At 61.9% G+C, this 21,844-nt stretch carries 25 protein-coding genes and 2 tRNA genes; 12 read left to right on the top strand and 15 right to left on the bottom strand.

The window, feature by feature from the left end:
* The first annotated feature begins 59 nt into the window (after nt 1-59).
* Nucleotides 60-401 carry a hypothetical protein gene (locus ACFQ6H_RS08340; RefSeq protein WP_378645334.1) on the top strand — a complete coding sequence of 114 codons (342 nt, stop codon included), beginning with the start codon at nt 60-62 and terminating at the stop codon, nt 399-401.
* A gap of 194 nt (nt 402-595) precedes the next feature.
* Here the strand turns inward: ACFQ6H_RS08340 and ACFQ6H_RS08335 are convergent, their stop codons facing one another.
* From ACFQ6H_RS08335 to ACFQ6H_RS08325, 3 genes are all read right to left on the bottom strand, one after another.
* On the bottom strand, nt 596-943 hold the full coding sequence (locus ACFQ6H_RS08335) for a hypothetical protein (protein ID WP_378645331.1): 348 nt from the start codon (nt 941-943) through the stop codon (nt 596-598).
* Nucleotides 944-978: 35 nt separating this feature from the next.
* On the bottom strand, nt 979-1,116 hold the full coding sequence (locus ACFQ6H_RS08330) for a hypothetical protein (protein WP_378645328.1): 138 nt from the start codon (nt 1,114-1,116) through the stop codon (nt 979-981).
* Nucleotides 1,117-2,656: 1,540 nt separating this feature from the next.
* Nucleotides 2,657-2,730: transfer RNA gene (locus ACFQ6H_RS08325), tRNA-Ile, on the bottom strand.
* Nucleotides 2,731-2,908: 178 nt separating this feature from the next.
* Here ACFQ6H_RS08325 and ACFQ6H_RS08320 point away from each other — a divergent pair.
* Both ACFQ6H_RS08320 and ACFQ6H_RS08315 read left to right on the top strand, forming a co-directional pair.
* Complete coding sequence (locus ACFQ6H_RS08320; protein ID WP_003941659.1) at nt 2,909-3,106, top strand: hypothetical protein; 198 nt, start codon at nt 2,909-2,911, stop codon at nt 3,104-3,106.
* Nucleotides 3,039-3,389: an HAD-IA family hydrolase gene (locus ACFQ6H_RS08315; RefSeq protein ID WP_378645325.1), complete on the top strand. Its 351-nt coding sequence runs from the start codon at nt 3,039-3,041 to the stop codon at nt 3,387-3,389. Before ACFQ6H_RS08320 ends, ACFQ6H_RS08315 begins: the two co-directional genes overlap by 68 nt.
* 67 nt (nt 3,390-3,456) lie before the next feature.
* On the opposite strand, the gene ACFQ6H_RS08310 is transcribed toward ACFQ6H_RS08315, so the two are convergent.
* Nucleotides 3,457-3,529, bottom strand: a tRNA-Asn gene (locus tag ACFQ6H_RS08310).
* Nucleotides 3,530-3,665: 136 nt separating this feature from the next.
* Between ACFQ6H_RS08310 and ACFQ6H_RS08305 the strand changes: the two genes are divergently transcribed.
* Nucleotides 3,666-3,917 carry a hypothetical protein gene (locus tag ACFQ6H_RS08305; RefSeq protein WP_094273802.1) on the top strand — a complete coding sequence of 84 codons (252 nt, stop codon included), beginning with the start codon at nt 3,666-3,668 and terminating at the stop codon, nt 3,915-3,917.
* Between the two features lies 1 nt (nt 3,918).
* Here the strand turns inward: ACFQ6H_RS08305 and dnaG are convergent, their stop codons facing one another.
* On the bottom strand, nt 3,919-5,838 hold the full coding sequence (gene dnaG, locus ACFQ6H_RS08300; RefSeq protein WP_283304208.1) for a DNA primase: 1,920 nt from the start codon (nt 5,836-5,838) through the stop codon (nt 3,919-3,921).
* 84 nt (nt 5,839-5,922) lie between these two features.
* Between dnaG and ACFQ6H_RS08295 the strand changes: the two genes are divergently transcribed.
* Nucleotides 5,923-7,461 carry a serine/threonine-protein kinase gene (locus ACFQ6H_RS08295; RefSeq protein WP_378645322.1) on the top strand — a complete coding sequence of 513 codons (1,539 nt, stop codon included), beginning with the start codon at nt 5,923-5,925 and terminating at the stop codon, nt 7,459-7,461.
* A 13-nt stretch (nt 7,462-7,474) separates the two neighbouring features.
* On the opposite strand, the gene ACFQ6H_RS08290 is transcribed toward ACFQ6H_RS08295, so the two are convergent.
* Both ACFQ6H_RS08290 and ACFQ6H_RS08285 read right to left on the bottom strand, forming a co-directional pair.
* Nucleotides 7,475-8,773, bottom strand: coding sequence for a deoxyguanosinetriphosphate triphosphohydrolase (locus ACFQ6H_RS08290; protein ID WP_166502415.1), 1,299 nt, complete (start codon nt 8,771-8,773; stop codon nt 7,475-7,477).
* Nucleotides 8,774-8,778: 5 nt separating this feature from the next.
* Nucleotides 8,779-9,357: a YdcF family protein gene (locus ACFQ6H_RS08285; RefSeq protein WP_128638009.1), complete on the bottom strand. Its 579-nt coding sequence runs from the start codon at nt 9,355-9,357 to the stop codon at nt 8,779-8,781.
* Nucleotides 9,358-9,537: 180 nt separating this feature from the next.
* Between ACFQ6H_RS08285 and ACFQ6H_RS08280 the strand changes: the two genes are divergently transcribed.
* Nucleotides 9,538-11,604 (top strand): TPM domain-containing protein, encoded by a 2,067-nt coding sequence (locus tag ACFQ6H_RS08280; protein ID WP_378645317.1) that lies wholly within the window; start codon nt 9,538-9,540, stop codon nt 11,602-11,604.
* A 99-nt stretch (nt 11,605-11,703) separates the two neighbouring features.
* Nucleotides 11,704-12,441 (top strand): polyprenol monophosphomannose synthase, encoded by a 738-nt coding sequence (locus ACFQ6H_RS08275; protein ID WP_003944487.1) that lies wholly within the window; start codon nt 11,704-11,706, stop codon nt 12,439-12,441.
* On the opposite strand, the gene ACFQ6H_RS08270 is transcribed toward ACFQ6H_RS08275, so the two are convergent.
* Nucleotides 12,416-13,222 (bottom strand): helix-turn-helix domain-containing protein, encoded by an 807-nt coding sequence (locus ACFQ6H_RS08270; RefSeq protein WP_378645314.1) that lies wholly within the window; start codon nt 13,220-13,222, stop codon nt 12,416-12,418. The two genes, ACFQ6H_RS08275 and ACFQ6H_RS08270, sit on opposite strands and share 26 nt — an antisense overlap.
* 124 nt (nt 13,223-13,346) lie before the next feature.
* On the opposite strand from ACFQ6H_RS08270, the gene ACFQ6H_RS08265 reads away from it, so the two are divergent.
* Together ACFQ6H_RS08265 and ACFQ6H_RS08260 are read left to right on the top strand one after the other, a co-directional pair.
* Complete coding sequence (locus ACFQ6H_RS08265; RefSeq protein WP_378645312.1) at nt 13,347-13,712, top strand: nuclear transport factor 2 family protein; 366 nt, start codon at nt 13,347-13,349, stop codon at nt 13,710-13,712.
* 47 nt (nt 13,713-13,759) lie between these two features.
* Nucleotides 13,760-14,251 (top strand): MepB family protein, encoded by a 492-nt coding sequence (locus ACFQ6H_RS08260; protein ID WP_378645309.1) that lies wholly within the window; start codon nt 13,760-13,762, stop codon nt 14,249-14,251.
* Here ACFQ6H_RS08260 and ACFQ6H_RS08255 read toward each other — a convergent pair.
* Nucleotides 14,226-14,807: a dihydrofolate reductase family protein gene (locus tag ACFQ6H_RS08255; protein ID WP_378645306.1), complete on the bottom strand. Its 582-nt coding sequence runs from the start codon at nt 14,805-14,807 to the stop codon at nt 14,226-14,228. The two genes, ACFQ6H_RS08260 and ACFQ6H_RS08255, sit on opposite strands and share 26 nt — an antisense overlap.
* A 94-nt stretch (nt 14,808-14,901) precedes the next feature.
* Entirely contained in the window at nt 14,902-16,293 is a 1,392-nt protein-coding gene (locus ACFQ6H_RS08250; protein ID WP_003944491.1) for a glycine--tRNA ligase, read from the bottom strand.
* Between the two features lie 198 nt (nt 16,294-16,491).
* Between ACFQ6H_RS08250 and ACFQ6H_RS08245 the strand changes: the two genes are divergently transcribed.
* On the top strand, nt 16,492-16,875 hold the full coding sequence (locus tag ACFQ6H_RS08245) for a metalloregulator ArsR/SmtB family transcription factor (RefSeq protein WP_003944457.1): 384 nt from the start codon (nt 16,492-16,494) through the stop codon (nt 16,873-16,875).
* 11 nt (nt 16,876-16,886) lie between these two features.
* Nucleotides 16,887-17,318, top strand: a complete 432-nt coding sequence (locus ACFQ6H_RS08240; protein WP_020908177.1) for a Fur family transcriptional regulator — start codon at nt 16,887-16,889, stop codon at nt 17,316-17,318.
* Nucleotides 17,319-17,323: 5 nt separating this feature from the next.
* On the opposite strand, the gene ACFQ6H_RS08235 is transcribed toward ACFQ6H_RS08240, so the two are convergent.
* The 3 genes from ACFQ6H_RS08235 to recO are packed head-to-tail and all read right to left on the bottom strand — an operon-like array spanning nt 17,324 to nt 19,336.
* Nucleotides 17,324-17,731 (bottom strand): YbjN domain-containing protein, encoded by a 408-nt coding sequence (locus ACFQ6H_RS08235; protein WP_007731100.1) that lies wholly within the window; start codon nt 17,729-17,731, stop codon nt 17,324-17,326.
* A 14-nt stretch (nt 17,732-17,745) separates the two neighbouring features.
* Nucleotides 17,746-18,564: an isoprenyl transferase gene (locus ACFQ6H_RS08230; protein ID WP_378447908.1), complete on the bottom strand. Its 819-nt coding sequence runs from the start codon at nt 18,562-18,564 to the stop codon at nt 17,746-17,748.
* Nucleotides 18,521-19,336 (bottom strand): DNA repair protein RecO, encoded by an 816-nt coding sequence (gene recO / locus ACFQ6H_RS08225; RefSeq protein WP_029255636.1) that lies wholly within the window; start codon nt 19,334-19,336, stop codon nt 18,521-18,523. The genes ACFQ6H_RS08230 and recO overlap by 44 nt, the downstream gene beginning before the upstream one ends.
* A 96-nt stretch (nt 19,337-19,432) precedes the next feature.
* On the opposite strand from recO, the gene ACFQ6H_RS08220 reads away from it, so the two are divergent.
* Nucleotides 19,433-20,182, top strand: coding sequence for a TetR/AcrR family transcriptional regulator (locus tag ACFQ6H_RS08220; protein ID WP_378637250.1), 750 nt, complete (start codon nt 19,433-19,435; stop codon nt 20,180-20,182).
* Nucleotides 20,183-20,197: 15 nt separating this feature from the next.
* On the opposite strand, the gene ACFQ6H_RS08215 is transcribed toward ACFQ6H_RS08220, so the two are convergent.
* Complete coding sequence (locus ACFQ6H_RS08215; RefSeq protein ID WP_378645285.1) at nt 20,198-21,187, bottom strand: diiron oxygenase; 990 nt, start codon at nt 21,185-21,187, stop codon at nt 20,198-20,200.
* A 104-nt stretch (nt 21,188-21,291) separates the two neighbouring features.
* The gene (locus ACFQ6H_RS08210) at nt 21,292-21,732 is read right to left on the bottom strand and encodes a DoxX family protein (RefSeq protein WP_378447906.1); all 441 of its coding nucleotides are present in this window, start codon (nt 21,730-21,732) and stop codon (nt 21,292-21,294) included.
* Between the last annotated feature and the right edge of the window lie 112 nt (nt 21,733-21,844).

Raw genomic sequence — 21,844 nt, 5'->3', positions numbered from 1 at the left:
ATCGTGCTCAGTATTGCGAATTTCCATAATCGTTTGCGGCATCTGGTTTGATTCGAAACATGCGCTCTTCGCTCGCCTTGGCCACGCTCGCTGCCAGTTTGATACTTGCGGGCTGCGCGGCGCCGGCGGTGCAGCAACCCGACACCGCAACGACAACCACCGAAACGGGCGGAACGTGGGTCCGACGGCTTGGCGTACCCGACTCCGTCGACAAAATCTGCCAGTCGATACTCGGATTGGCCGAAGAGCTGGGACGGACTCCAAGCGATTCCACGTCACCGATCGATCGCGTCCGCGAATACATGAGAGGACCGTACGGCGATTGGAGGGGATTCGACGCTGAGGGGCGCCAACGCATCCAGGAGGCATTCGAAATGGCAGAATCAGGATCCTGCGGTTGAGCATCGCGGGACGTCTGGTTCGCCCCTCCCAACGGAATTACAAACAACGACGTATCAATGTCGTTCCGTTGGTGACAAAATATTCGTCCGTCTGCGACGGGTCGGTCATTTGAAATTTCCCAGGGCTTTCAGTTCAACTTCAAAGATTCTGTGACGCGGTTGCTGGCCGAGGCTTCAACTGGTCTCGTCTTCCCTCAGGTGAAGGGCGTCGAATCGACATGTACCCCTTCCGAACGCAGTAAATGCTCGGCCGCAAGAATCAACAAGGAAAGGGATTCGTACGAGAGTCCCTCGGTTGCGTGCATCAACCTGTCAGGCGCCGGAATAGACCTGTCACCTGGCGAACCCTCGAACCTCTGCGCAGAAAGCGCAGTCGCGAGTTCGAGTTGATTCACCACCTGACCTGTACTGTTCGCTCGCTCGAACATGGCATTCAGCCGCTCGACCAGTTCCTGACCTTCATTCGATCGAATAATGTTGCCGAACAGCTTGTTTCGTTGTTCAGATTGAGCACCATGCGGGATCGAGTCCTTGATTGTCACAGTATGTTCTCCGTTACGTTGGTCTGTCAGGTTGATCAGGGATGCGACCCGACACAATTCGCCGAGCTCTTGCCTGCGCCGCCCAACGACGTCGTGTCCATCGACAGCAATGCAATCTCCCCCGGCGCCAACCGACTTCCGGTAGCGCGACCTCGAAGTTGCTGTTCATTCACAGCCTATCGTTACACTTTACCAACAACTGTAACTCATCGGCAAGTACTTTGTTCCGATTGCCCGGTTTGCCGGTCGACGCAGAACAGCAACTGTGGCCAACATGCCGACATGATCTGCGCCGTCCCTGCCATCTCCGTTCAGGCTGCCGCGATGGTTGCGCCACCGGCAAGGCACAAGAACGACGCCCGCCGACGAACTCCCAGCGTGGGCGTTGCCGTGCGTGCATCACCTGCGGTGAACTGCAATGTGCGAAAACACCCAGCACGCATCAGCGGTCGCGACCTAGCCCTTCGATGGATTTCGGACCCGCCATTTTCCATCACCGTGTCACGCCACTCACTAGCCACGAGTGCGTCCAAGGCCCTGCACTGACAACCGAAGTTCGACAGTGCTTTTCAGACAAAACGAGGGCCCAGCACCTGCGGGGCCCATTTCCGTTTCCTCTGACCTATCGGCGTGGGTTGACGTGTCTGATTCGACCAAGCGCGCTCCGCTGGCAAACGTACGATTCGACGTTCACGCGATGTGGCACTCGAGGTGACGATGGCAGGAAAGCCGGGCTCACCACCAAGGGCGTCACGACGCATCCGAAACGCGAAGTAGCACTCGACCATGGCACTGAGTTCAACAGCCACATCGTCGCGTATCTCCCGCCCCTGTCGGCGCCGGCAGTGTCGATCATCAATCGAGTCGTAGGTACAAGACCCGACATTGGCGAAACCCGGGCGCGGATCTTCCCGCCGATGTTCGTGAGTGCCCGATTGCAGGTAAGTGATCACCAGCTCTCTCAGCCAGGGGATCAACCAAACCTATTGTTCCCAATACAATTCCGACGATTTCACACTGGCGATCGATACTCGGGCAGCAAACTGCAGCTCAAATCGCCAGTTCGACGCCGACATGCGGGCCCACGTCGCCTATTTCAGGGCAGCCGAGCCGCGGGGGGTCGGCTCGACTGCCTGCACCTACACCAGGCGAAGATGGTTTTCGTGCCGGCTAACTGTTTAACCAGCGTGCGTCGGCGCTCAGGGTGTCGCTCGAACGCATCGTCGTCACCTGTAGGCCGGGCTCGCGCCAGCAGGTACAGACAATGGTTCAGTGAACCCTGAGTTCGATCTTCGAAATCACCTTCGATCGCCGTGCGTAGGTACATCTAGAGCGTGACACTTCGGCTGGTCGAGCACATACGCTGAAATACCTGGATAGGTACCTGCTTTTCCTTCGGCTTCCGAATCGTCTCTGTCTCGGTCACATCCAGAAGCGCTGCACATCCGACGCTGTCGGGAAATTGGTCATCTGGATCCGAGACTTTCACCTCATCTGGAATCGACGATCATGATGCGACGATTCCTTGCGTGACCACGAATGCTCGACTCAGGCGCAACGGTAGTCGCATTGCCAGGCGATTCAATCCCAACAACCGGTGGGAAACTGTCCTGGTGGTTGCACTCTGCGCACTTGTAGCCTTGGCGATCGTCTGCAGCATGATCTTCGACAAAAGTCATTGGGGCTGAGCCGCGGGCTCGCGGCACCTGAACGTGGGGCGGGCGGGGCTCGAACCCGCGACCAATGGATTATGAGTCCACGGCTCTAACCGACTGAGCTACCGCCCCATCCGTGACGCGTTGCATCACGGCGAATCCGAATGTTACCGGCACATCCGACGCGGATCACAATCGGGCAGGCGGTGACGCGTTGCACTCTTTCGAGTCGAGTCTCCCAAGGTTGGTCGGCACAGGCGCAATGAGCCGATACCGTGGGAGTGCACACCCCACGGAACAGGATCACCACATGAAGCTTGCACTGACCGAATTCAAGAACTCGAAGGCTACGATCCGGATCATCATGTCCGACGGCGCCAAGCTGAACGGCACCGTCACCGATTTCACCGAAGACACTCTCGTTCTCAATTCTCCGAACGGTGTCTACTACATCAACCCCAGCCACATCATCCGACTGTTCGAGCCGTCGGATCGCGCAGCTAAGTAAGCGCACCGGCCGAACAGTTCGACGGTTCCACCGAAAGCCCGACGCAGATTCTTGCGTCGGGCTTTCGACGTATTTGTCGCTCGGAGCCACCAAACCCGACCCTGCGGCCATCCTGGCCGCGCTGAAGTTTCTCGATGCGCGCCCTCAGCAGACCTTCTTCGTCGACGACAACCCGATCAACGTCCTCGGCGCTCGACAGCTGGGAATTCGCGGTGCACAAGCAAACAAGGCGGCAGACGTTGAATCGGCACTTCGATCGGTGGGTCTGCTGCAAACGCACTAGCGGAGACGTAACAAGGACGAATACAAGAAAGCCCCCCACCCGCTTTCTCAGGTGAGGGGCTTTGCTGCTCCCCCGGCTGGACTCGAACCAGCAACCGTCCGATTAACAGTCGGAAGCTCTGCCAATTGAGCTACAGGGGATTGTCTTGCTCGCTTCGCCCGTTCCGGCGTTGCCTGAGAAACTGTAGCGAATCCTCCGCCGAAGTACCAAATCGCCTGCCCAGCGAGTCATCAGGCAGGATGGAGTCAGGACGATCGGTGCTGGAGGGAAGCAGGAATGATGCGTTTGTTGATCGGTGTTGCAGCTGGGTACGTCCTGGGAACCAAAGCGGGCCGCGCACGATACGAGCAGATCAGCCGGGCCGCGAAGGCGGTGGCCACTAGTCCGGCCACCAAGAAGGTGTTGGATGCGTCACGGCAGAAGCTGGCCGACTCACTGAGTACTCAGCCCAAGCTCGAGCCGATGAAGCCGCTCAACGAGGAGACCACGATTCTGGTCCCCCACGACCAGTTGAAGAAGAACCGCTAGGTCAGACGCTTTGGTCGCCGACAGCCTGCTCACGCAGCTGTCGGCGATACTGCTCCAGCGCCACGAGATCGCCGAACAGCGAGTTGTACTCCTCCGGGGCCGCAGCAGGTGAGACGCGCTGAAGCTTGGATTTGAGGTCGGCAACCTGTTCGCCCACCCACGCTTCCTGCAGCCGGGCGAGCACTCCGTTGATGTAGCGCGGAACCGTGTCTTCGTCACAGGGCATGGGTTCGACGGCCAGTTCCGATACAACCGAGGCCACCGTCATGTCTTCGACGCCCTTGGTCACGACTTCGATCCACTCGGCGCCGCCGAGCCCCTTGCTCGTTCCGCCGGCGTCGGCCATTGCCTGCCTGATCACGACGTAGGCGGGGTGGGTGAAGGTCTCGGGTGGCAACGAGTCGAAGACACTGCCGGCGACGCCAGGGTGCTGCAACGCGGCCTTGAGGACAGCTCGCTGCGTCGAAAGCCCCGGGTCGTTGGGCCGTGGCCTCGAGATTCCGATCGGCAGGGCAAGCGCATCGGCGGCAGGCGGGTCGACAACCTGACGGCGCTTGGGCGCCGGTGAAGATCCACGCGTCGACGCCCGTTTACGAGCTTCGTCACGCACGCGTCGTCGGACGGATGGAAGATCGTCCCAACCGACCCATCCGCAGAGGAGGTTCGCGTAGCTGTCGCGCAGAGTTGATTCCTTGATCTGCGCAACGACGGGGACCGTACGACGCAGTGCTTCGACGCGCCCTTCAGCCGTCTCGAGATCGTGCTCGGTGAGTATCGACTTCACCACGAACTCGAACATCGGCGTACGCCTCGCAACAAGGTCGCGAACGGCGGCGTCACCGGACTCGAGGCGAAGATCGCACGGGTCCATTCCGTCAGGAGCGACGGCCACGAAGGTCTGCCCGGCCATCTTCTGATCGCCTTCGAATGCCTTCATCGCAGCAGCTTGCCCCGCGGCATCACCGTCGAAGGTGTAGATGATCTCACCGCGAAAGTAACTGTCGTCCATCAGGAGTCGGCGGAGCATCGCAAGGTGCTCCTCGCCGAAGGCGGTTCCACACGAAGCAACGGCGGTCTTGACGCCGGCCAAGTGCATCGCCATGACGTCGGTGTACCCCTCGACGACGACAGCCTGGTGCCCCTTGGCGATGTCGCGCTTGGCGAGGTCCAAGCCGAACAGGACCTGAGACTTCTTGTAGAGGATCGTTTCCGGCGTGTTGACGTACTTGCCCGGCATGGTGTCGTCGTCGAAGAGCTTGCGGGCGCCGAAGCCGATGACGTCACCGGCAACGCTGCGGATCGGCCAGAGCAGGCGACGATGGAACCGGTCGATCGGACCGCGCCGCCCTTCTTTGGACAGCCCTGCTGCTTCGAGCTCCTTGAACTCGAATCCTTTGGACATCAAGTGTTTTGTGAGAGTGTCCCAACCTTCGGGCGCGTATCCACAGCCGAATTGCAGAGCTGCTGCCCCGTCGAAGTTTCTCTCGGTGAGATAGTCGCGGGCCGCCTGGGCATCGGGTTCGCGCAGTCGGGCGGCGTAGAACTCCTGAGCCGCCGCGTTCGCCGCAATCAAGCGTGCACGGGTGCCGCGATCTCGCTGAACGGACGGTCCGCCGCCCTCGTACGAAATCGTGTAGCTGAGTCGATCCGCCAACTGCTCGACGGCCTCGACGAAGCTGATGTGGTCCATCTTCTGCAGGAACGAGTACACGTCACCACCCTCACCGCAGCCGAAGCAGTGGTAGAGGCCGTGGTTGGGTCGTACGTGAAACGACGGTGACTTCTCGTCGTGGAAGGGACACAAACCCTTGATCGAATCGCCACCGGCACGCTTGAGTGAAACGTATTCACCGACGATGTCCTCGATGCGAGTGCGTTCGCGAATGGCCGCGATGTCTCTGTCAGAAATTCGGCCCGCCACGTACATCAGTCTAGGCGGTCCCCCGACACCTCCTGACAACGATATGTTGATGGCCGACTCTGCACCGCAGCGATGGGACCGACGATGACTGAAAACGCCTCGAGCTCGCCCGAAGGGCGATCGGGAACTCGATTCGGCGTGTACGAGCTGCGTCGTCTGCTCGGTCGGGGCGGAATGGGCGAGGTGTACGAGGCGTACGACACCTCGAAGGATCGCCTGGTCGCACTCAAGTTGCTCCATCGCGAGCTCGCGGCCGACCCGTCATTCCAAGCTCGTTTCCGCCGAGAATCTCGCACCACCGCCGCCCTGAACGAACCGCACGTGATCCCGGTGCACGACTGGGGCGAGATCGACGGAGTTCTCTTCATCGACATGCGATTGGTCGAAGGCCACACATTGCGAGCCGAGTTGACCGAGTTCGGCAGACTCACCCCGGCGCGAGCCGTCGACATCGTCTCGCAGATAGCGTCAGCGCTGGACGCAGCGCACGCGCGCGGACTCATCCATCGCGACGTCAAACCAGACAACATCATTCTCACGAAGACCGGCTTCGCCTACCTCGTGGACTTCGGAATCGCATATTCACAGACAGACACGAAAATCACCACCGAGGGAAGTGCGGTCGGTTCGTATGCGTACATGGCGCCGGAGCGATTCGGTATCGAAACACCGACGGCCGCAGCGGATGTCTACTCCCTTGCTTGTGTTCTCTACCAGTCCCTCACCGGAACAACGCCTTTCAACACCACAAGCATCGGTCATCTCGTCAATTCGCACCTGAACGCTCCGCCGCCGCGCCCCACGCTGACGGTTTCGTTGCTCCCGCAACGTTTTGACACTGTCGTGGCCCGCGGTATGGCAAAGGATCCCGCACACCGCTATCCGACCACCGGAGCGCTCGCACTCGAAGCGCGGCAAGCCCTCTCGGCCGACAACGCCACCAGTGCGGCCGGCGGACTGCAATCCACAATCGTCGGGCCGCCCGCCTACACCACAGTGAATCCCGCTTCCGGGAACTACACGCACATCGCGACAAAGACCAAGCGAAACCGAGCCCCGATCGCGATCGGGGCGGCTGGAGTTGCACTCGTTCTGGCCGCAGGAGGCGCGGCGGCTTGGGCGATACAGGGAAGCTCGGGGCCCGAATCACCAACCGCTGTAGCAGCTTCCACCGCCACGGCGGAACCGGCACCCATCCAGGAGCCGGTCAGAACGCCAACCCTGGTGCCGTTGCCCACCGCCGGACAGCAGGCAACCACGACCACGCGGGTGTCCGCCCCGTCCACGAAGAACGGCGATCTCGGGGTGAGCAAGCCGATCACCGTCCCCTCGTGCAAGGGAACCGGAATCGTGGTGTTGGCCAATGCCACCGATCCGGCCACGTATGCCAGCGAGATTCAGAACTACCTTGACGCGTTCCCGGGCTCGAAATACCTACGCACAGACCAGTCCTGCCCGTCACTGCGTCAAGTCTCGGATTCCGGGACTGCGATCTACACCGTGTATCGCGAATCCGGAAACAGCGAGTCGAAGATCTGCAAGGACGTCCGCGCAGCAGGCGGCGACGCTTACGGCAAGTGGCTCGACACCACTACTGACCCGTCGACGCGAATGACCTGCTGAGAGCGCGGCCGGCTCAGCCCCAACTGGCCTGCGCGCCCAGGCTCGCCTTGTCCACCCGCTCCAGCCGACTTTCCGTGTACGACGCGATCTGATCCACCACCACGCGGACCCGAGCACCGTCGTCCGCGGCGCGCTCCCATGCGGGCAGCAAGATCGGATCGAGCCCGGCGGGCGCCGTGGCCAACAACCATTCCGCGACGCGATGCACACGATCACGTTGCCGATCCTGACGCGCCTTGTGCCCGGCGTCGGACATCACGTAGTAGAGCGCCACGGTCTTGAGCAACGCCACCTCGGATGCGACGGCCTCGGGTATATCGAGGTCGGCTTGATAGCGCGAGAGGGGTCGGTTGCCGTTTGTGAGCCGAGTGCTGGCGATCGCGGCCGTGGCGAAGCGTCCCACCAATTCACTTGTGAGGTTCTTCAACGCGACGGAACTTCCCAGCGTCCCGTCGAAACTTCCGACTCCGCGTACGACGGGGAGTTCGGACAACCGCTGAGCGGCTTCGATCAGATCGTCGACTACCAAGCCGCGGAACTCGGAGGCCCCCAGTTCAGCCAGTGCGCGTTGCTCGGACGGATCAGCAAGCGAGCGAAGGTCGATCCGGCCTGCGATCACCCCGTCCTCCACGTCGTGCACGGAATAGGCGATGTCGTCGGCCCAGTCCATGACCTGAGCTTCCAGGCATTGCCGACGCTCGGGCGCACCCTCGCGAACCCAGGCGAGCACCTCTGCGTCGTCGTCATATGCGCCGAACTTCGCGCCGGGCTCAGGGCGGGTCCAGGGGTACTTGATGGCCGCGTCGAGTGATGCCCTGGTCAGATTGAGGCCGGCGCTCAGACCGTCGGGGCGCAGGATCTTCGGTTCGAGGCTGGTCAGGATCCGCAGATTCTGTGCATTGCCTTCGAAACCGCCGCAGTCCTTGGCGACTTCGTCGAGCGCCTTCTCGCCGTTGTGCCCGTACGGCGGGTGCCCGATGTCGTGTGCGAGACCTGCAAGGTCCACCAAGTCCGGGTCGCAACCGAGCCCGTCGGCGATCCCTCGCCCGATCTGTGCGACTTCCATCGAGTGTGTCAGCCGCGTGCGAGGTGTGTCGCCGTCGCGTGGGCCGACAACCTGGGTCTTGTCGGCCAAGCGCCGCAAAGCCGCGGAGTGCTGGACCCTGGCGCGGTCTCGCGAGAAGTCGGAACGATGCTGCGCCGCTGCGATCTGCGAACCCGGCAACCCCGCTCGCTTCGGCGCCTCGACGACACGACGTTCGAGGTCGTGTTCGGAGTAGGTGCCGCCTCCGTAGGTGGTGTGAGCTGTCATGGTTTCTATTGCCCTGCCGTGTAGGGGAAGTCTGCCGAGAAGTGTGTGAGCTGATACCAGAGCAGCGCGCCGGTTTCGCGAGCGATTCCGTGCAACTGGGATTCGCGGGTGAACACGGCCGGGCCCTGACGAGTCGGTGCAGTCCACGCCTGAAGTCCCGTGTCGCGGGCCATCGTCCGGGTGCGCAACGAGTGCCACGGGTCACTGACCAGGACTGCGGAATTGATGCCCTGCGAGGACATCTCGGCACTCACCGCATCGATGCTGAGCAGAGTGTCCGAACCGGTCTCCACAGCGGTGATCGCACTCGACGGAATCCCTCGATCGGTCAGATACATCTTTCCCGACGCCGCTTCGGTGTACTCGTCACCTTCTTGTTTACCGCCGACGGTGATGATCTGCGGAGCCACTCCGCGCTTGTACAGCTTGTACGCCTGTTCGAGTCTGGCTTCGAAGACAGACGACGGAGTGCCGGAATACTGAGCTGCGCCCAGAACGACTATCGCGTCGGCCGGCCGCGTGTCGTCGATGCGGGCCACCTGCCACACCCGGAATGCGGTACCGCCGACCAGGACCACTGCCATCAACACGGCGCCGGCGATCAATCGCCGCGTCCAACGAGCCAATCCTGCACCGAAGCCGCCCGCCCGTGAGGGTGATGGATCGTGGGGGCGGTTACCGAAAGCAGGTTTCACTCCCGCAATTCTGCCAGTTCGCAGCGATCTCCTCCGATGCCGACGCGCCACAACGGATAGATTTGCGTCATGGCCCTCGCACCACACTTCGCGCAGTTGTCCTCTGTAGAGCAGAGTCGGACAACCACCCGACCCGTTCGGCGCCGGGGAAGCGCCGCCGCCGTCGCCGCGATTTTCGCTTTGTTGGCGCTCGTCTTCAGCCCTGCGCTCGCCTCGGCGGACGCCCCGATGGTGTTGCCGAATCACATCACCGACACCTCCGGGGTTCTCGACGCCGGTCAACGCAGCGACATCCAAGCCGCGATCGATCAACTCAGCGAGGACCACCAGATCGACCTGTGGGTCGCATTCGTCCCCGACTTCAACAACCTCGGTGGCCAGGCATGGGCGCAGCAGACGGCCACCAAGTCGACGCTCAGTACCAAGTCCGTCCTGCTTGCAGTTGCCACGGCAGAGCGCGCCTACTACCTCGACGTTCCAGCTGAACTCAGCAACATCACCGATTCCGACATCGAGTCGATCAATTCGGACGCGGTGGAACCGGCTCTCGCCGAGGATGATTGGACCGGCGCAGCTATTGCAGCAGCCGGCGCACTCGGCGACGCGAACAACACGAGCGGCGGAATGGGAGTCGGAACACTCCTCATCGCGGGTGGCGCTGTGGTGGTCGGAACGGGCGGCGTAGTCCTGTACTCGAGGAAGCGGAAGAACGACAAGAACAAGGCAAGCGTGGAGGCCGCGAAGAACATCGCCCCCGACGACCTCGCCAGCCTCAACGCACTCCCGCTGCCCACACTCGACGAACGCGCGAAGGAAATCCTCGTCGAGACGGACAACGCGATCGCCGGCAGCCAGGAAGAGCTGGATCTGGCCCGCAGCGAGTTCGGAGATTCCGCTGTTGCGCCCTTCTCCGCGGCTTTCGACAAGGCCAAGGCCACCCTCGCCGAAGCCTTCGCGATCAGGCAGCGGCTCGACGACGCCATCCCGGAAACTCCCGACCAACGCCGTCAGATGCTGATCGACATCATCTCCTCGTGCGGTCGAGCCGACCAAGAACTCGAAGCTCGCGTCGACGAGTTCGACGGGCTTCGCGACCTCCTCATCAACGCCCCGGCACGCCTCGACGCTCTGACGCAGAGTGTCGTTGCTCTCAGCGTGCGCTTGCCTGAGTCCGAGGCGATTCTGACCAAACTGAAGGATCAGTTCCCCGCGCCGACGCTGGCGTCGGTGGTGAACAACGTCACGATGGCGAGCGAACGGTTGACGCTCGCCGAGAAGTCGATCGAAGAAGGTCGAGACGCCACGGCGCTGCCGGCCGGCAAGCAAGGCGCCGCCGTCACCGCAATTCGGACGGCCGAAGCAGCTCTCGATCAGGCCCGCAAGCTGCTCGACGGCGTCGATCACGCCGCCGACGACATCCGAAACGCCATCGCGACACTTCCGTCCGCGATGGAGGACGTCCAGCAGGGCATCACCGCTGCGGACGCTTACCTGGCGCAGGGCGGGCAGAAATTGGCGGACGCGAAGGCGGCGGCTCAGTCAGCGTTGGCCAATGCCCAGACGTCCAAGGACAGCGATCCACTGACGGCGTTCAACCAGATCGTCGCGGCCGACGCCCAACTCGACGCGCTGCTTGCTGACGCTCAGGAGCAGAAGCAGCAGCTCGAACGGGCGCAGCAGCGCCTCGCCCAGGACATTCTGGCCGCACAGGCCCAGGTGACGGCTGCCGGTGACTTCCTCGGAACCAGACGCGGCGCGATCGGGGCCGAGGCCCGCACTCGCTACGCGGAGGCTCAGCGGCACCTGCAGGCTGCCCAACAATTGCAAACTTCGGATCCGTCGAAGGCACTCCAACACGCCCAGGCAGCGACCACCTTGGCGACGCACTCACTTCGCGCCGCGCAGAACGACGTCAACACCTGGGAAGCTAGCCAACGACCCCGCGGTGGTGGCGGCGATGCGACGGGAGCGATTCTCGGTGGGATCCTGATCAACAGCATTCTGCGAGGCGGCGGAGGACCCCGCTCGTACGGCGGGCCGAGCAGCAGTGGGCGCTCCGGACGCGGGGGCGGCGGCGGTGGTTTCGGCGGCGGCGGCGGTGGCCGAACGAGCCGAGGCGGCGGCGGCCGGTTCTGACGGATCCCGTCGAGGTAGTAAAATCCGTACTTTGTTCACGACCGCACTCGTCGTACGCTTCATCCGGCAAGTCGGGATCACAGATCATACGAAGGTGTTATGGAAAGCGTCGCCCCGCAGATAACCGTCGTTGTACCTACATACAACGAGCGTGAGAACCTGCCAAAGCTCGTCGATCGCCTCGCCGCGTTGAAGATCCCGAACCTGCACGTCCTCGTGGTGGATGACAACTCCCCCGACGGTACGGGCGAGGTTGCCGACAAGTTGGGTATCGACGGCCCCATCCCGGTGGGAGTACTGCACCGCACGGTCAAGGACGGTCTCGGTCGTGCTTACGTCGCGGGCATGAGCCGGGCTCTGGCGGAGAACGCAGACATCGTCATTCAGATGGACGCAGATCTCTCGCACCCGTCCGAAGCGATCCCCGCCATGATCGAGATCCTCACCACTACCGATGCGGCAGTCGTTCTCGGCTCCCGTTACGTCGAAGGCGGCGCAGTCGCCGGCGACTGGCCGTGGCACCGCAAGGCACTGTCAGCCTGGGCGAACTTCTACGTCAACGCCATTTTGCGACTTCACGTCAAGGATGCGACCGCCGGCTTCAAGGCGTGGCATGCAAAGACCTTGCGCGACATCGACGTCGAATCGGTGCAGAGCAACGGCTACGCGTTCCAGGTCGAGATGAACTACCGAGTTGTTCAGCGCGGCATGAAGATCGCCGAAACGCCCATCCGCTTCGAGGAGCGCACCGAAGGCGTCTCCAAGATGAGTCTCTCGGTTCAGTTGGAGTCTGCTCTGGTGCCGTGGAAGCTCAAGTTCGGCAAGAAGTCTCTGTGACCTCGGCGGCCGATCGAAAGTAGTCGGCCGTCTGCTTGTCCGACGGGTAGAACGATTCGATCGCAATCTCTGCGAGCGTGACGTCGCGCGGCGTACCGAACACTGTGGTGGTGCTGAACATCGCCAGTTCGGTATCGCCGGCGCGTACACGCAACGGAACCAGCAGGGAATTTGCGCGGTCGTCGTGCCAGTCCCCTCCCCTCGGATAGCCGCGCAGCTCGTCGAGCAACGACGCCAACTGCGCATCGGCACTCACCTCCACTTCCCGCGCCAGCCTGGCTAGCAGGTGCGTCCGCCACTGCGCGAGGTTGACGATCCGCGGCGCCATTCCCTCGGGATGCAAACTCAACCGCAAGACGTTCACCGGTGGTTCCAGAAGGAACGCAGCGGCGCCCTCGGTCAAAATTCCCACGGCCTGGTTCCCGGCTACCATCTCCCACTGCTGATCGATCACCACCGCCGGATACGGGTCATGCGCGTCGATGATGCGATCGATGGCCTCACTCACTGCTGACATCGGCGCTTCCACCAACGACTTCTGCGAGTACTCCGGCGCGTGACCACATGCCAGTAGAAGCGTGTTCTGTTGCCGTAGAGGAACATCCAGGCAATCAGATAGGTGAAGAATCATGTCCCGACTGGGTTTGGAGCGGCCGGTTTCGATGAAGCTCAGATGTCTGGTCGACACTCCTGCCGTTGTCGAGAGACCCAACTGAGTGAGCCTTCGCCGCTCCCGCCACCGTTTGAGTTCTGTGCCAACGTCCATCGTCTCGAAGGTCATTCCCCCACGGTAGCGACCCGAGGTAGCCGAGGACATGACCTCACAGGTAATCGACCCGAAGCAGTTTCGGCACAACAGTGATATCAGCCGGCGAGAACGCCGGGTACTGATCAAGGGAGTTACCATGAGCGACTTCGACGCCATTGCCGATGCCTACATCGACATGTGGAACGAAACCGATACCACCGCCCGTAAAGCGCGGATCGAACAACTGTTTACACCAGCCGGTCGCTACACCGATCCGCTGGCGGACGTCACCGGACACGAACAGATCGACGCGATGATCAACGCTGTGCAGCAACAGTTTCCGGGCATGCGCTTCACTCTCGTCGGAGCGGTGGACGCACACCACCGGCAGGCGCGATTCGGCTGGGCTCTCGGCCCGTCGGGGGCCGAGTCACTGATCGACGGATTCGACGTACTCGAACGCGATGACGACGGGCGTCTGACGCTTGTCCTCGGGTTCCTCGACAAGGTGCCGTCAGCCTGAAGCGGCCTTCCACCGACAGCGTTCGACACGAAGGCTGTCGGTGGTTCGTGCCATCATCGTTGCCGATGAACGCCGACGGATTTACCTGGTCCACACCGATTCCCGAGCCTGAGGGCGCCGAGTACAGTGCTCACACGCTGACCGTCAACGGACTCATGACCGTGTATCGAATCGCCAAGACGACGCCTACCAAACTGGGCCAATTCGTCACGCTATGGCGCCGTTCCGATGCCGGGCCCATCCGCCCCTTCGACGCCACCGACGGCGTCATGCTGTTCGTGGTGAAGGTGCACGACGAAGAACATCTGGGGCACTTCGTCTTTCCTGTCGAGACCCTCGTCGAACACGACATCGTGTCGACCAACTTCTCGGGCGGTAAGCGCGCTATCCGGGTCTATCCGCCCTGGGTCACGCCGACCAGTGTGCAGGCAGTCAGAACTCAGCGCTGGCAGTTGCGGCATTTCGGCGAGTTCCCCGATGTGTTCAGCTCAACTGCGTTCACCTCAACTGTGTTCAGCTCACCTGATAAGTCGCAATGATGACGCCGGTTGTCGTGGGGACGCTGTCGACGAGGGTGAACTGAGCGAGCGCAGCGCCGTCGGGGAACAATCTGCGCCCGGTTCCGAGAACCAGCGGATGAATGAGCAGGGTGTAGGTGTCGACGAGGCGCCGCTCGGCCAATGACGCGATCAAGTCTCCACTGCCCAGAATTACCAGATCCGGACCCTCGCTTTCCTTGAGCGCGGCTACGGCATCGGCAGCATCACCTTTCAACAAGGTCGAGTTCTTCCACGGGAGCGGTTCACCCAAAGTTCTTGAAGCGACATACTTCTGCGTGTTGTCGAGCACCTCGGTGAACGGATTGTCGGTCTGAAACGGCCAGTACGAGGCGAAGTTCTCGTAGGTTCTGCGCCCGAAGAGCAACTCTGATTTCTTCGCCATTCCCTCCCCCATCTTCTGCGCCATGACGGAATCGCTGAAAGGTGCCGCCCACCCACCGTGCTCGAATCCGCCACGACGGTCTTCGTCCGGCCCACCAGGTGCCTGCATGACACCGTCGAGAGTCACGCTGTTGGTCACGCTGAGTTTTCTCATAACTTCGATCCTGCGCCTGAAGGACCATCGGGGAAAGAGAAAACGGGCGGTCCTTCTCGATTGAGAAGAACCGCCCGTCAGCTTCGAACGAGAATCAGGAACCGATCAGCCGTGCGGCCAGGTAGCTTTCCACCTGATCGAGGGCGACGCGTTCCTGCGCCATGGAGTCACGCTCACGAACAGTGACGGCCTGATCTTCGAGAGTGTCGAAGTCGACCGTGATGCAGAACGGTGTGCCGATCTCGTCTTGGCGACGGTAACGACGACCGATGGCGCCGGCATCGTCGAACTCGACGTTCCAGTTCTGACGCAGCTGCGCTGCAAGGTCTTTTGCCTTGGGCGTCAGGTCCGCGTTACGCGAGAGCGGCAGAACGGCAGCCTTCACCGGAGCGAGTCGACGATCCAGGCGGAGCACCGTGCGCTTGTCGACGCCGCCCTTGGAATTGGGCGCCTCGTCCTCGGTGTAGGCGTCGACCAGGAAGGCCATCAGCGAACGCGTGAGACCGGCCGCCGGCTCGATGACGTACGGCGTGTAACGCTCGCCCGTCGTCTGGTCGTAGTAGTTCAGCTCGGTGCCCGAGTGCTTGGAGTGCGTCGAGAGATCGAAGTCGGTACGGTTCGCGATGCCCTCGAGCTCGCCCCACTCGCTGCCCTGGAAGTGGAAGCGGTACTCGATGTCAGTCGTACCCTTCGAGTAGTGCGAAAGCTTTTCCGGCGCATGCTCGTACAGACGCAGGTTGTCCTTGTTGATACCGAGGCCGGTGTACCAGTCCAGGCGGTAGTCGATCCAGTACTGATGCCACTGCTCGTCTTCGCCCGGCTTGACGAAGAATTCCATCTCCATCTGCTCGAACTCGCGGGTACGGAAGATGAAGTTGCCGGGGGTGATCTCGTTGCGGAAGCTCTTGCCGATCTGGCCGATCCCGAACGGCGGCTTCTTACGCGAGGTGGTCAGCACGTTGGCGAAGTTCACGAAGATGCCCTGAGCGGTCTCGGGGCGAAGGTAGTGCATGCCCTCTTCGCTCTCGACGGGGCCGAGGTACGTCTTGAGCATCATGTTGAAGTCGCGCGGTTCGGTCCACTGGCCGACGGTGCCGCAGTCGGGGCAACCGATGACATCCATCGAGACGTCGTCCGGGTTGTCGAGCTTCTTCTTCTCCGCGTACGCCTCCTGCAGGTGATCCTGACGGTGACGCTTGTGACAGTTGAGGCACTCGACGAGCGGGTCGTTGAAGACACCGACGTGACCGGATGCGACCCACACCTCGCGAGGCAGAATCACCGACGAGTCGAGGCCGACGACGTCCTCGCGGCTGGTGACCATGTTGCGCCACCACTGGCGCTTGATGTTCTCCTTGAGCTCGACACCCAATGGGCCGTAGTCCCATGCGGACTTGGTACCGCCGTAGATCTCACCGCAGGGGTAGACCAGGCCTCGCCGCTTGGCGAGATTGACAACGGCTTCGATCTTGGACTTGGGTGCCACTCGATTGCTCTCCATCTGGGTAATAGATGCATGATTTTCGTGCGCTTTTCGCACCATCAGCCTATCTGGCGGCTGCCACGCACTTCCGTCCAAGGTTGACATGCATACTTGTGCATATCAAAATGAAAGTGATTTGCAATAATGTGGTGAGATGGCTATGCCCGGACATCATGATCTACCCCTCGAAGGAGCCTCGCTGTGAGCATTGCGGATACCGGCGATCTCCACAAAAGCCATGATCATTCCGACCTCGGACACACGCACGACCCGTTCGAAGCCGCACCTCCCGCGCCCGTGCCACCCAAGGAGACCTTGGCGGCCGCCGGCGAAATTCTGCGGGCACTGGCTGCACCCGTCCGGATCGCGATCGTGCTCCAACTGCACGAGTCGGAGCGCTGCGTTCACGAACTCGTCGGCGCTCTCGGTGTCACTCAGCCACTCATCAGCCAGCATCTGCGCGTTCTCAAAGCAGCGGGCGTCGTCCGCGGCGAACGCAACGGACGAGAAGTTCTCTATCGACTCGTCGACGATCACCTCGCACACATCGTCGTCGACGCTGTCGCCCACGCCGAAGAAGGATGAGATTCCACCGCATGAACACTCCGGGCAGTACGACCTCGAAACGTGGACCGGCCACCGTCGGCGTTCGTTCCACGAAGCAGCGCAGCGCAATCTCCGCCTTGCTCGACGACATCGACGAATTCAAGTCGGCACAGGAACTGCACGACGAACTGCGCAAGCGCGGTGAGGGCATCGGCTTGACCACCGTCTACCGCACGCTGCAGGCACTGTCCGACGCCGGAACCATCGACGTTCTGCGCACCGACACGGGCGAGTCCGTTTACCGTCGGTGCTCCTCCGGCCACCATCATCACCTGGTATGCCGCAACTGCGGATTCACCGTCGAGGTCGAGGGCCCGACCGTCGAGCAGTGGTCACAGACCATCGCCGAGGACAACGGTTTCACCGAAGTGAGCCATACCGTGGAGATCTTCGGTACCTGCCGCGACTGCGCCGCCTCCTGAGAGCGTCAGGGAATCAAACCCTGCCGGGCGGTATCTGCACCGGTGAGCGCCAGTAGCAACATCGTGGTCAGTGCCTCGTCGTCCAGTCCGGCCGCCGGGAACGTGTACCGCAGGATGACGTCCGCCAGACTGCCGTGACCGAACACCGCGATCGAGCCGAATTGGATGGTCCGATTCCGCTCGGCCACCTTGCGATGCAGTGCCGCGCTGACCGGCCGGTCCCACGCGAGAACACACGTCATGGACAGCACATCCAGACCCTCGGACAGATTCATCGCCTGGATCGAACACAGCGCGCCGGAGTACTGAAAACCCAGTGATCCGTCGGCAGCCACATCGACCGTCACGAAATGCGCCAGCGAGGCGGCCGCGCGTTCTTGTAGGCGGGCTGCTTCGTCGGTGGTGTCGGTCATGTTCTCCCCTGTCGTCATTTGACGCCACCGAATCTACGGTCGCGTGAGGCGTATTCGACGCACGCGGCCCAGAGGTCGCGGCGGTCGAAATCGGGAAACAGCTTCTCCTGGTACACCATTTCGGCGTAGGCGGATTGCCAGATCAAGAAATTGGACGTCCGCTGTTCTCCCGACGGGCGCAGGAACAGATCGACGTCGGGCATGTCGGGCTCGTCGAGGTACTTGGCCACCGTCGCCTCGGTGATCTTGTCCGGATTGATCTCGCCGGCGGCGACGCGCTTCGCGATTTCCTTTACCGCATCGGCAATTTCGGCCCGACCGCCGTAATTCACGCACATGGTCAAGTTCATGACGGTGTTGTTCTTGGTCAGTTCTTCGGCGATCTCGAGTTCCTTGATCACACTCGCCCACAGGCGCGGTTTACGGCCGGCCCACCGAACACGCACACCCATTTCGTTCATCTCGTCACGTCGGCGACGGATGACGTCACGGTTGAAGCCCATCAGGAATCGAACCTCGTCGGGACTGCGCTTCCAGTTCTCGGTGGAGAAGGCGTAGGCGGAGAGCCACTCGACGCCCATCTCGATGCAACCGCACACCGTGTCCATCAGGACAGCTTCGCCGCGTTCGTGCCCGGCGGTTCGCGGCAAACCGCGCTCCTGAGCCCACCGACCGTTGCCGTCCATCACCAACGCAACGTGGCGCGGGATGAGTTCGGTCTGCAGGATCGGAGGGGTCGCCCCGGACGGATGTGGGTCCGGTGGCCGGATCACCCGTTCAGCAGCAGAATCAAGCGGAGTTCGCGGTTCGCGTCGTCGAATCACGGGTTCCATCCTGCCTCACGGGCAAGTCGACCTCGACGGCTGCATGCGGCCTCGAACGCTCGATCAGCGGCAACGTCCGCAATTGGCGTTCGAGATGCCACTGCAGGTGTGCCGCGACCAGTCCGCTGGCTTGCGTCCGCAGAGTCGCGGGCGCCGAATCGGTACCCTCCCACTCCCCTCGGAGCAGGGCTTCCATCAAGTCGAGCACTCCGGGCGACGGCGTCGCGGCACCCGCCGGGCGGCAATAGGTACACACGGCTCCACCTGCGGCGACGTGAAATGCCCGGTGCGGTCCAGGAGCGCTGCAGCGGGCACACTCTTCGAGGGCAGGTGCCCAACCCGCATAGCCCATGGCTCGCAACAAGAACGCGTCGAGCACGAACTCGACCGGTCGTGCCTGCTCGGCGATCGCGCGCAGTGCTCCCACCGTCAATCGCTGAAGCTGCGGGGCCGGCGCACGTTCCTCACCAGCCAACCGCTCGGCAGTTTCGAGTACGGCGCAGGCCGTGGTGTACCGGCTGTAGTCGTCGACGATGTCGGTGGCGAACGCATCGACCGTCTGCACCTGGGTGATGATGTCGAGATTCTTGCCGGGGAGAAGCTGTACGTCGATGTGAGCAAACGGTTCGAGTCTGGCGCCGAATTTGGAGGTTGTCCGGCGGACACCTTTGGCCACGGCACGCACCAACCCGAACTGACGGGTGAGCAACGTGACGATGTGGTCGGCTTCGCCCAGTTTGTGCAGGCGCAGCACCACCGCCGTGTCTCGATACAACCTCACTCGACCAGTGTCCCACGTTGTACCGACGACCGATCCCGATGCCGCGCCCGATGACAGTTCGGAAATGCGCCAGGTCCGTCCGGATAGACTGGCCCGATGCCGAGCGACGCAATTGCGCAACCTGTCACTGCGGAGTTGACCGGTCGCGAAGCGCGGTGGGAGCGCCACAACTCCGAGCGTCAGAAACGGATACTCACCTCGGCGGTCGAACTGATCGAAGAGCGGGCAGCAGGCGCCGAGGTGTCCGTTCAGCAGATCGCCGACCGGGCCGGTCTCGCCAAGTCGGTGGTGTACCGGCAATTCAGCGGCCGCGACGACCTCGATCGACGAGTCCGAGCGTTTGTGCTCGGCCAATTTGCCGCGGCCCTGGATGCGTCGATGAGCATTTCGGTGGGAACACTCGACGAGATCCTGACCCGCACCATCAGCGCCGTCGCCGAGTGGATCACCGAGCATCCTCGGATTCACGAGTTCATGGGTACCGGCCCCACCGACTACGACGACGAGAGCATCGACGCGATCAGCAGCTTGAAGGCGACAATCGCCGACTCGGCCCTGGCCACCATCACCGAAGTCGGCCGAAGCGTGGGGATCGATTCGTCGCCCTTCGATTCACTGCCGTTCGCAGTGGTGACGATGGTCGAGGGCACGCTCACACACTGGGTTCGAAGCAATGATCCGAAACCGAGCCGCGCAGAGATCGTCGCCGACCTCGCGAAATACACCTGGTACATGTTCGACGGCGTTGCCCGCTCGAGCGGCCTCACGATCGATCCCCACGTCGAATTGTCCACGCTCATCGCTGAACTGGTGTCCTCCGACGGCCAGTCCTCGCTGCCTGACTAGATCCGGGCCACCTGACTAGATCCGTGTTTTGTCGGAGCGCTTCGGCTCGCCGCGATAGCGTGCGTAGTCGCCGTCGATGCCCAGCTTTCGCCACGCCCGCTTCGACACCGGGTTCATCAGACCGAGTTCGTCTGCCAGGGCCCGCATTTCACCGAAGTAGTTCCCCAGAATTCGGCGGGAATGCGGGCTGCCCCAGAAAGCACTCGCCATCACGTCTTCGGGAATGCCGAATTCTTCGGCGAATTCCTTGGGCGGTGACATGATTTCGCCTGCGAGCCAACGCATCGCGCCGGGGAAGGCTACCGACGTCATTGCCCGACTGGTACGACTGAGCCTGGGAACGTGATTGCGCAGGAACTCGTGCGCAAACGAAATATGTCTCGCTTCTTCGGCGATGTGAATCTCCATGGTGCGGAGCATCGCCGGCGGGGTGTCCTTACCTTCGCGGATCAAGTCCTTCTGGAAGTGGTCGATCGGCTCTTCTCCGGCAAGAATGCCTATGAAGAAGATGACCGGGAACTTGGCACCCAGCACTCCGATGATGGGCGAGAGTCGCCGGAACATCGGACGCATACCCGGCACGTCGATGTCCATACGATTGACGAGTTCCTGGAACATCTGGATGTGATTGCACTCTTCGGTCATCTCGTGAAGGCAGTACCGGAACTCGGGTGACTGATTGGGAAGCGCCATGATGTACTGCAGCATTCCCCGGATCAAGATGCTCTCGAACGCCGAACCCACCTTGGTCACGTTGGCCTGACGCCACATTCCCATCGCGATTCGACGTTCCAGGGACTGCTCCTGGTACCACTGCGTCGCGCCGAGGGGGTCCGAGACGGACGAGAGCACCCATCTCGGATCATGTGGATCGATCGCGAACTCTGGTGAATCCCAGTCGATGTCGAGGTAGGGATCAAAACTGCGGGCCACGGAGCCCTCGGACAAAGTCTGCAGTACCTCGTGGTACGGCATTTCCACTTCGATCGACGCTGACCGAGCCATCGGTGTCTCCTCACGGCCAGTCCGCCGATTGCAGTCGACGGACTTGAATGAGGTCAAACATAATGGGACACCGCGTCCCACGCAACCCCTTCGGTGGCCTGATTTCAGGCCCGACGGAGCGGAATGATCTCGCGAACCTTCTCATCTCGGAGATACAGTCCAGCCCACATCACGATTCCGGCGTAGACGGCAAACAATGTGGTGCTCACCAGAGGCTGTTCAGCTCGAAGGTTGGTCAACACAGCGCCACCCAGGTAACCGGTGAGCAGAATCGCGCCGAGCACGGACGTTCGCGGAATCACGTACAGCGCAAGGCAGATCAACTGCACAACCCCGGCTGTCAGGGCAAGAGAGTCGGGCAGCCCCAGTTCGGCCGAGGCGTCCTTGACCGTCTGCAGATTGAGGATGTGAATGATGCCGTCGAACAGCATGAAAAGTACGAACAGACCACTCAGGACGTATCCGACCTTGCGCGCGGTCCCCGAAGGTGCCGTTCGTGTTGCATCACCGGAAAGGGTGTCGTGGTGGGCAGGCTGGGTAGTCATCGGAATCTCCCGGGGCGAAGGCGAGCGGCCGGTTGCCACTTCGCTTGCAATAACGACTCCCCAGCGATCGAAAACTCATCGCGCCGGCAATTACCACGCACCCGGCGTTCAG

It is taken from the genome of Rhodococcus sp. NPDC056506 (assembly GCF_042794945.1).
Classification (GTDB): Bacteria; Actinomycetota; Actinomycetes; order Mycobacteriales; family Mycobacteriaceae; genus Rhodococcus_F.
This window is presented reverse-complemented; position numbering and strand designations above follow the sequence as displayed.

Coding starts and splice junctions, on each gene's coding strand:
- ACFQ6H_RS08340 (WP_378645334.1), top strand. CDS start 60: ATGCGCTCTTCGCTCGCCTTGGCCACGCTCGCTGCCAGTTTGATACTT.
- ACFQ6H_RS08320 (WP_003941659.1), top strand. CDS start 2,909: ATGAAGCTTGCACTGACCGAATTCAAGAACTCGAAGGCTACGATCCGG.
- ACFQ6H_RS08305 (WP_094273802.1), top strand. CDS start 3,666: ATGATGCGTTTGTTGATCGGTGTTGCAGCTGGGTACGTCCTGGGAACC.
- ACFQ6H_RS08295 (WP_378645322.1), top strand. CDS start 5,923: ATGACTGAAAACGCCTCGAGCTCGCCCGAAGGGCGATCGGGAACTCGA.
- ACFQ6H_RS08290 (WP_166502415.1), bottom strand. CDS start 8,773: ATGACAGCTCACACCACCTACGGAGGCGGCACCTACTCCGAACACGAC.
- ACFQ6H_RS08285 (WP_128638009.1), bottom strand. CDS start 9,357: ATGGCAGTGGTCCTGGTCGGCGGTACCGCATTCCGGGTGTGGCAGGTG.
- ACFQ6H_RS08280 (WP_378645317.1), top strand. CDS start 9,538: ATGGCCCTCGCACCACACTTCGCGCAGTTGTCCTCTGTAGAGCAGAGT.
- ACFQ6H_RS08275 (WP_003944487.1), top strand. CDS start 11,704: ATGGAAAGCGTCGCCCCGCAGATAACCGTCGTTGTACCTACATACAAC.
- ACFQ6H_RS08270 (WP_378645314.1), bottom strand. CDS start 13,222: ATGACCTTCGAGACGATGGACGTTGGCACAGAACTCAAACGGTGGCGG.
- ACFQ6H_RS08265 (WP_378645312.1), top strand. CDS start 13,347: ATGAGCGACTTCGACGCCATTGCCGATGCCTACATCGACATGTGGAAC.
- ACFQ6H_RS08255 (WP_378645306.1), bottom strand. CDS start 14,807: ATGAGAAAACTCAGCGTGACCAACAGCGTGACTCTCGACGGTGTCATG.
- ACFQ6H_RS08240 (WP_020908177.1), top strand. CDS start 16,887: ATGAACACTCCGGGCAGTACGACCTCGAAACGTGGACCGGCCACCGTC.
- ACFQ6H_RS08235 (WP_007731100.1), bottom strand. CDS start 17,731: ATGACCGACACCACCGACGAAGCAGCCCGCCTACAAGAACGCGCGGCC.
- ACFQ6H_RS08230 (WP_378447908.1), bottom strand. CDS start 18,564: ATGGAACCCGTGATTCGACGACGCGAACCGCGAACTCCGCTTGATTCT.
- ACFQ6H_RS08220 (WP_378637250.1), top strand. CDS start 19,433: ATGCCGAGCGACGCAATTGCGCAACCTGTCACTGCGGAGTTGACCGGT.
- ACFQ6H_RS08215 (WP_378645285.1), bottom strand. CDS start 21,187: ATGGCTCGGTCAGCGTCGATCGAAGTGGAAATGCCGTACCACGAGGTA.
- ACFQ6H_RS08210 (WP_378447906.1), bottom strand. CDS start 21,732: ATGACTACCCAGCCTGCCCACCACGACACCCTTTCCGGTGATGCAACA.